Source organism: Bacillus sp. OTU530, from assembly GCF_038440375.1.
Genome location: NZ_JASATP010000101.1, coordinates 1 through 6,904, shown reverse-complemented (window position 1 = coordinate 6,904; position 6,904 = coordinate 1). Strand labels below are relative to the sequence as shown.

General features: G+C 43.0%; 6 protein-coding genes and 1 other annotated feature. All 6 genes read right to left on the bottom strand.

Going from position 1 to position 6,904, the window contains the following annotated elements; genetic code table 11:
* Positions 1 to 304 precede the first annotated feature (304 nt).
* Positions 305 to 559, bottom strand: coding sequence for a hypothetical protein (locus AAHB12_RS30795; protein ID WP_342048886.1), 255 nt, complete (start codon positions 557 to 559; stop codon positions 305 to 307).
* A gap of 15 nt (positions 560 to 574) precedes the next feature.
* Positions 575 to 811 (bottom strand): spore germination protein, encoded by a 237-nt coding sequence (locus AAHB12_RS30790; protein WP_342048885.1) that lies wholly within the window; start codon positions 809 to 811, stop codon positions 575 to 577.
* 268 nt (positions 812 to 1,079) lie between these two features.
* Positions 1,080 to 1,385 carry a rhodanese-like domain-containing protein gene (locus tag AAHB12_RS30785; protein ID WP_129727874.1) on the bottom strand — a complete coding sequence of 102 codons (306 nt, stop codon included), beginning with the start codon at positions 1,383 to 1,385 and terminating at the stop codon, positions 1,080 to 1,082.
* Positions 1,386 to 1,934: 549 nt separating this feature from the next.
* Complete coding sequence (gene leuS, locus AAHB12_RS30780) at positions 1,935 to 4,343, bottom strand: leucine--tRNA ligase (RefSeq protein ID WP_129727875.1); 2,409 nt, start codon at positions 4,341 to 4,343, stop codon at positions 1,935 to 1,937.
* A gap of 62 nt (positions 4,344 to 4,405) precedes the next feature.
* Positions 4,406 to 4,616 (bottom strand) — a binding site (T-box leader).
* Between the two features lie 197 nt (positions 4,617 to 4,813).
* The gene (locus AAHB12_RS30775) at positions 4,814 to 6,316 is read right to left on the bottom strand and encodes a malate:quinone oxidoreductase (RefSeq protein WP_342048884.1); all 1,503 of its coding nucleotides are present in this window, start codon (positions 6,314 to 6,316) and stop codon (positions 4,814 to 4,816) included.
* Between the two features lie 182 nt (positions 6,317 to 6,498).
* A partial coding sequence (locus AAHB12_RS30770; RefSeq protein ID WP_342048883.1) for a phosphoenolpyruvate carboxykinase (ATP) occupies positions 6,499 to 6,904 on the bottom strand: 406 nt, incomplete at its 5' end.

Here is a 6,904-nt window from a genome sequence, read left to right as displayed (position 1 = left end):
TTCTAGCTGGAAATTTATGCTTTCCTACAGTGTAAAGAAAACTCGCCGATTGGCGAGCCCTGCTCTTAGGCGAAGACAGAGGCGTAGTTGCACTTATACTGTATTCCTAAAATTTCCGACTACGTCGAATGACTTCTAGCTGGAAATTTATGCTTTCCTACAGTGTAAAGAAAACTCGTCGATTGGCGAGCCCTGCTCTTAGGCGAAGACAGAGGCGTAGTTGCACTTACACTTAATTCCTAAAATTCACACCTACTTCAAGTACAAAAAGAAACGAGCACGCGTCAGCGATACCCGTTTTCTACTAAAAACTCAGCCCGCTGGACAGATCAGACATTTCCCCTTCCTCACTTGATTTCGCCTCAACCTGAGGGGCTTCGTTCAACCTTTCCCTTTCTAAATTACGTACACGTCTTCCGTTCACAAAATCAGCGACAGTCGGACCTAATGCTCCATTATTGGCTTTTGAAGCTGAAAAAGACACATCTCTTTGGCCATCTCTAAATTCAATTGTTCCGTAATTGTTTACAACAATAAACTTTTCAATATATACTCCCATACTTCCTCCTAGTACTCAAAACTCGGGAAGATTCTCCTGCTCCTGCTGAAGATCTGTATCTTCCATCTCGTTCTGCGATGTTCCAACAGCTGGGTTCTCTGTACGCCGGCCATTGACAATAACGCCTGTACTATCACCTCCCGAGCCGTTATACTCCTTCGAAACAGAAAAAGGTGCAAAATAGCCCTGGTTTCCAAAATTAATTGAGCCATTGTTATTAACAACCTTTACCTTACGGATTCGCGGTGCCATTCTCATCGCCCTTTCTTTGATCTATCATATTGTATGTCAACAAAACAAACATGGTCCATCCTTCTTACCTAAGGATGGACCACAGACAGAAAAGCAATTTTATCTAAAGAAAACTCGTCGACTGGCAAGCCGTTAGGCGAAGACAGAGGCGTAGTTGCACTTATACTTTATTCCTAAAATTTCCCACCACGTCGAACTCGCTTCTAGCTGGAAACTTATCAGCCCTCTTAAAGTCTAAAAAAAGAAAAACGGAACCTGCTCGTTCCGCTTACTCTGTTTCTCCCTCATATGACAGCATGCCGCCAATCATGTTTACCGTTTTATAGCCAAGATGATCTAAATAACGGCAAACGTTCTCGCTTCGAACACCTGACCTGCAAATGAAAATATATTCATGATCCTTATCAAAAGAATCAAGCTTATTCGGAATCTCTCCCATCGGAATATGGACAGCTTCTGGAATCTTCCCGTACGCAACCTCTTCATGTTCGCGAACGTCTACAAGAAACAAGGTTTCTCCCTTCTTTAGCCGTTGTTCCACTTCTGCCGGTGTGATTGTTTTAACATTCTCCATCTATTTTGCCTCCTTTTGCATCCTACCATCCCATTCTAGCAAGCTAAAGCACTATTGGCAAAGTACAGCACCATATAAATATGCTCTGGCATATACTTGTCCCTATATAACATATCCTTTAGCTGTAAAACACCAAGAAAACTCACCGAATGGTCTCCCAGCTAGAAACTGATTACTTAAAGCACAAAATAACCCATCACCGCAGCGTGATGGGCCCTTCTCACCAATTATTTGTTTTTAGCCTGCTTTTTAATTTGTGTTTGTTTGTTGCTTGAAAAATTTGAAGAATCATCAAAGTTTGGTTGCTTTTGACCACTGTTGTTTTTCTTGCTCATGCGAATCCCTCCTTCTTGTAGGTTCATATGTATGATTTGCAGACAAGGCCTCTTATATGTAGATAAGCAAGATAAGTTCTTCAAATGTAAAAAGCGGTTCCCTGTTATAGAGAACCGCTTCATCCACTAAGCATAGTTATGAAAGCACTTATTTGCTTTTATAAAAAATTATGCATACTTGTTACAGACATAAACGAATTAATTTCCATTTTTCTTAGTTTGCAACAATATTAACTAGCTTGCCCGGAACCGCAATAATTTTGCGGATTGTTTTGCCCTCGATTTGTGTTTGGACTTCGCCAAGTGCAGCCTCTTCCATTTGCTGCTTTGTTGCATCCTTTGCGAGCGTTACCTTGCCGCGCAGCTTACCATTCACTTGGACGATGACTTCAATTTCATCATCAACAAGCTTACCTTCATCATAGGCCGGCCATGTTGCGTACGTAATGGATTCCCCATGTCCAAGCTTCTCCCACAGCTCCTCAGCCAAATGCGGTGCAACTGGAGATAATAGCTTCGCAAAGCCCTCAGCATACGCCTTTGGCAGTGTTTCTGCTTTGTAAGCTTCATTAATAAACACCATCATTTGTGAAATCGCCGTGTTAAAGCGAATGCCTTCGTAATCCTCTGTAACCTTTTTCACTGTTTGGTGATATATACGATCCATCGCTTTATTTTGTTCTGTTGTAACCTTCTCGCTTAGTGCCCCATCCTCTTGAACGAATAAACGCCATACGCGATCCAAAAAGCGGCGTGCGCCGTCAAGACCTGTTTCTGACCAAGCAATGGACGCTTCCAAAGGTCCCATGAACATTTCATACAAACGAAGCGTATCAGCTCCATGACTTGTTACGATATCATCCGGGTTTACAACGTTGCCCTTCGATTTACTCATTTTTTCATTGTTTGAACCAAGAATCATACCTTGGTTGAATAACTTTTGGAACGGCTCCTTCGTTGGTACAACGCCAAGATCATACAAAAATTTATGCCAGAAACGAGCATACAATAAATGAAGAACCGCATGCTCCGCCCCACCGATATAAATATCAACAGGCAGCCACTGCTTCAACTTTTCTGGATCAGCCAATTGCTCACTATTATGCGGATCGATATAACGTAAGTAGTACCAACAGCTTCCGCCCCATTGCGGCATCGTGTTTGTTTCACGGCGGCCTTTCTTGCCTGTCACCGGATCTACAACGTTCATCCACTCTTCAATATTCGCAAGCGGTGATTCGCCTGTTCCAGACGGACGGATATTTTCTGTTTTTGGCAGTACAAGCGGCAGCTCTTCCTCTGGTACTGCTGTCATTGTCCCGTCCTCCCAATGAATCACTGGAATCGGCTCACCCCAATAACGTTGGCGGCTAAATAACCAATCGCGTAGACGATACGTTACCTTCTTCGTACCAATGCCTTTTTCCTCAAGCCATGCGATCATCGCTGTAATCGCTTCTTCCTTATTCAGACCATCTAAGAAATCGGAATTAATATGCTTGCCGTCTCCTGTATATGCTTCTTGTGATACATCTCCGCCTTCCACAACTGCTCGGATTGGCAGATTGAACTTCTTCGCAAATTCGTAGTCACGTTCGTCATGCGCCGGCACTGCCATAATAGCGCCTGTTCCGTAGCTCACAAGCACGTAGTCAGCAATCCAAATCGGCATCTTTTCGCCATTTACCGGATTTACCGCATAAGCACCTGTAAATACACCCGTTTTATCCTTTGCAAGATCAGTACGTTCTAAATCACTCTTCGCCTTCACTGCATCTAAGTACGCTGCAACCGCTTCTTTTTGTTCAGCTGTTGTAATCTTCTCCACTAGTACGTGCTCTGGTGCCAATACCGCATAGGTTGCACCAAACAATGTATCAGGGCGAGTAGTAAATACCGTAAATTGTTCCTCAGCTCCATCTACTCCGAAGTTCACCTCAGCCCCTTCAGAACGTCCGATCCAGTTACGCTGCATATCTTTTAAGCTTTCTGGCCAATCCAATTCCTCTAAATCCTCAAGCAACCGGTCCGCATAAGCTGTAATTTTCAGGATCCATTGTTTCATCGGACGACGCTCGACCGGATGACCGCCACGTTCACTTTTTCCATCAATAACCTCTTCATTGGCTAAAACAGTTCCAAGTGCCGGACACCAGTTTACAGCAACCTCATCCACATAAGCCAATCCCTTTTCAAACATCTTCAGGAAAATCCATTGTGTCCATTTATAATACTCAGGATCCGTCGTATTTACTTCACGATCCCAGTCATAAGAAAAGCCTAGAGACTTAATTTGACGGCGAAACGTGTTGATATTTTTCTCTGTAAATTCCGCTGGGCTATTCCCTGTATCAAGCGCGTATTGCTCAGCGGGAAGACCAAATGCATCCCATCCCATCGGATGCAGTACATTATAGCCCTGCATACGCTTCATACGGGATAAAATATCCGTTGCCGTATATCCTTCAGGGTGACCGACATGCAGGCCAGCTCCAGACGGATACGGAAACATATCAAGTGCGTAAAATTTTGGTTTGTCTGTCTCATCCGGCGTACGGAATGTTTTTTGTTCCTCCCAATACGCCTGCCACTTCTGTTCTATTTCTTTATGGTTAAAGCTCACAAATACATCCTCCAATCGTTTATTCCATTATAACAAAAAAAATGCAAAAAACCCCTCATCCCCAAAGGGACGAGAGGTTGTATTCCCGCGGTACCACCCTAATTAATGTAAAAACATTCACTTAGCTCCTTAACGCGGAGGAACGGCAGCCGCTACTTTCTTCACAGCTGCAACTCAAAGGCGAGTTCATAATACCACATAGGATTGACTTGCACCAACCGTCAACTCTCTGTACCTGTATGCATTACTACTGCTCCTTGTCAATGTTGTTGGGTATTTTACATACATCCTATTCTAAAACATCTATGTTGTTCCGTCAAACAGTTCTCATAATGTTACATGGAAATCGCTTCTGCTCACTTTTCTTAACTAAGCATTGTGTATAGCAGCTATCATTATCGATATAAACAGCATAGCCAACAAGCATAGGAATAATACCTGTATTCTAAACTATTCGAGGACAGTTCCACTTAACTAAAGATCGGTTTTTTTTCGCTTAGACAAAGCGTCTGCGCTGTTAAAGTATGAATTTCGTCCTGAAGCTCTGGGTTTTCTATTAGTGACACACCATAAGAAGGAATCATTTCTTTAATTTTCGGTTCCCACTCTTTCATATGTTCAGGGAAGCATTTTGTTATGAGTTCGAGCATGACGGAAACAGCGGTAGAAGCACCCGGAGAAGCTCCGAGCAATGCTGCTATCGAACCATTAGCGGCACTAACAACTTCCGTCCCAAATTGAAGCGTTCCTTTGCCGTCAGCTTCAGTATCTTTGATCACTTGCACACGTTGGCCCGCTACTACTACATCCCAATCCTCGCTTTTGGCGTTCGGGATAAACTCACGTAACTCTTCCATGCGCTTTTCTTTTGATAACATAACTTGCTGGATCAGGTATTTTGTCAATGACATGTTTTTTGCACCTGCCGACAACATAGTCAAGAGATTATCCGCTTTTACGGAAGTTACCAAATCAAACATTGAACCTGTTTTTAAAAACTTTGGTGAGAAGCCGGCAAACGGTCCAAATAGCAATGACTTTTTATTGTTGATAAATCGTGTGTCAAGATGCGGAACAGACATTGGAGGAGCACCAACCTTAGCTTTGCCGTATACTTTTGCGTGATGCTGCGCTACAATATCCGAATTATTACACACCATAAATATTCCGCTTATCGGGAATCCTCCAATATGTTTTCCTTCAGGAATACCGGATTTTTGCAGCAAATGCAGGCTTCCTCCCCCGCCTCCGATAAAGACGAATTTTGCAGTATGGCGTTCGACAGTACCGCTATCGAGATTCCGCACTTTCAATTCCCATAAACCGTCGCTAGTACGTTTCACATCATTAACACTATGTTTGTAATTTATATCAACATTTTTACTCTCTAAGTGGTCAAACAACATACGCGTTAAAGCGCCAAAGTTGACATCCGTTCCAGAGTCGATTTTTGTTGCCGCTATAGATTCGTTCGATACGCGGTCTTGCATAATAAGCGGAACCCATTCCATCAGTTTTTCCGGGTCATCGGAAAATTCCATCCCTTGGAATAGGGGGGTATTGGACAGCGCTTCAAAACGTTTCTTTAAAAACGTTACATTTTGTTCTCCTTGTACTAGACTTATATGAGGCAATGGTATGATAAAGTCCTGTGGATTACGTATCATCTTGTTGTTTACAAGATAAGACCAAAACTGCATTGAAACCTGAAACTGTTCATTAATTTTTATAGCTTTGCTAATATCTACAGACCCATCCGGTTTTTCAACCGTGTAGTTAAGCTCGCACAGTGCCGCATGCCCCGTTCCCGCATTATTCCATTCGTTAGAGCTTTCCTCTCCTGCGTTTGAGAGTTTCTCAAACACCGTAATTTTCCAGTCTGGTACTAATTCTTTCAGAATTATCCCCAAAGTCGCACTCATGATTCCGGCACCAATTAAGATAACGTCTGTTCTAGTATGTCTATCGCTCATTTTTATCGTCCTTATACCCTAAGATTTGCAGAAAGGGTGTAATCTCCTTGAAAGCTGAACAGTCGGCTCCGCTTTTCGTTACACTGTCAGAAAGTATAAATTTCCAGCTAGAAGAAGATTCTACGTAGCCGGAAATTTCAGGAATATAGTATAAGTAGGGCTTGCCAATCGGCGAGTTTTCTTTATACCAAAGGTCCGCCCAGCTCAACAATCTCTTCAGATACGCTTGTGAACTTTTTGAAGTTTTCTTTGAACTTGCTGGCAAGATCGAATGCTTTTGCTCGATAAGCTTCTTTGTCAGTCCAGGTTTGTTCTGGCATTAATACGCCATCAGGAACACCTGGAACATGGAGCGGAATTTCCAGACCGAAGATGTCATCCTTTCCGGTTTCCACATTATCTAACTCGCCGTTAAGTGCTGCTTTCACCATTGCACGTGTGTAGGAAAGATTCATACGCTGACCTACGCCGTATTCGCCGCCGGTCCAGCCTGTGTTCACTAAGAATACGTTTGCATTGTGCTTTTCAATTTTTTCTCCGAGCATTTCTGCATAACGAGATGCGTTAAGCGGTAAGAATGGCGAACCG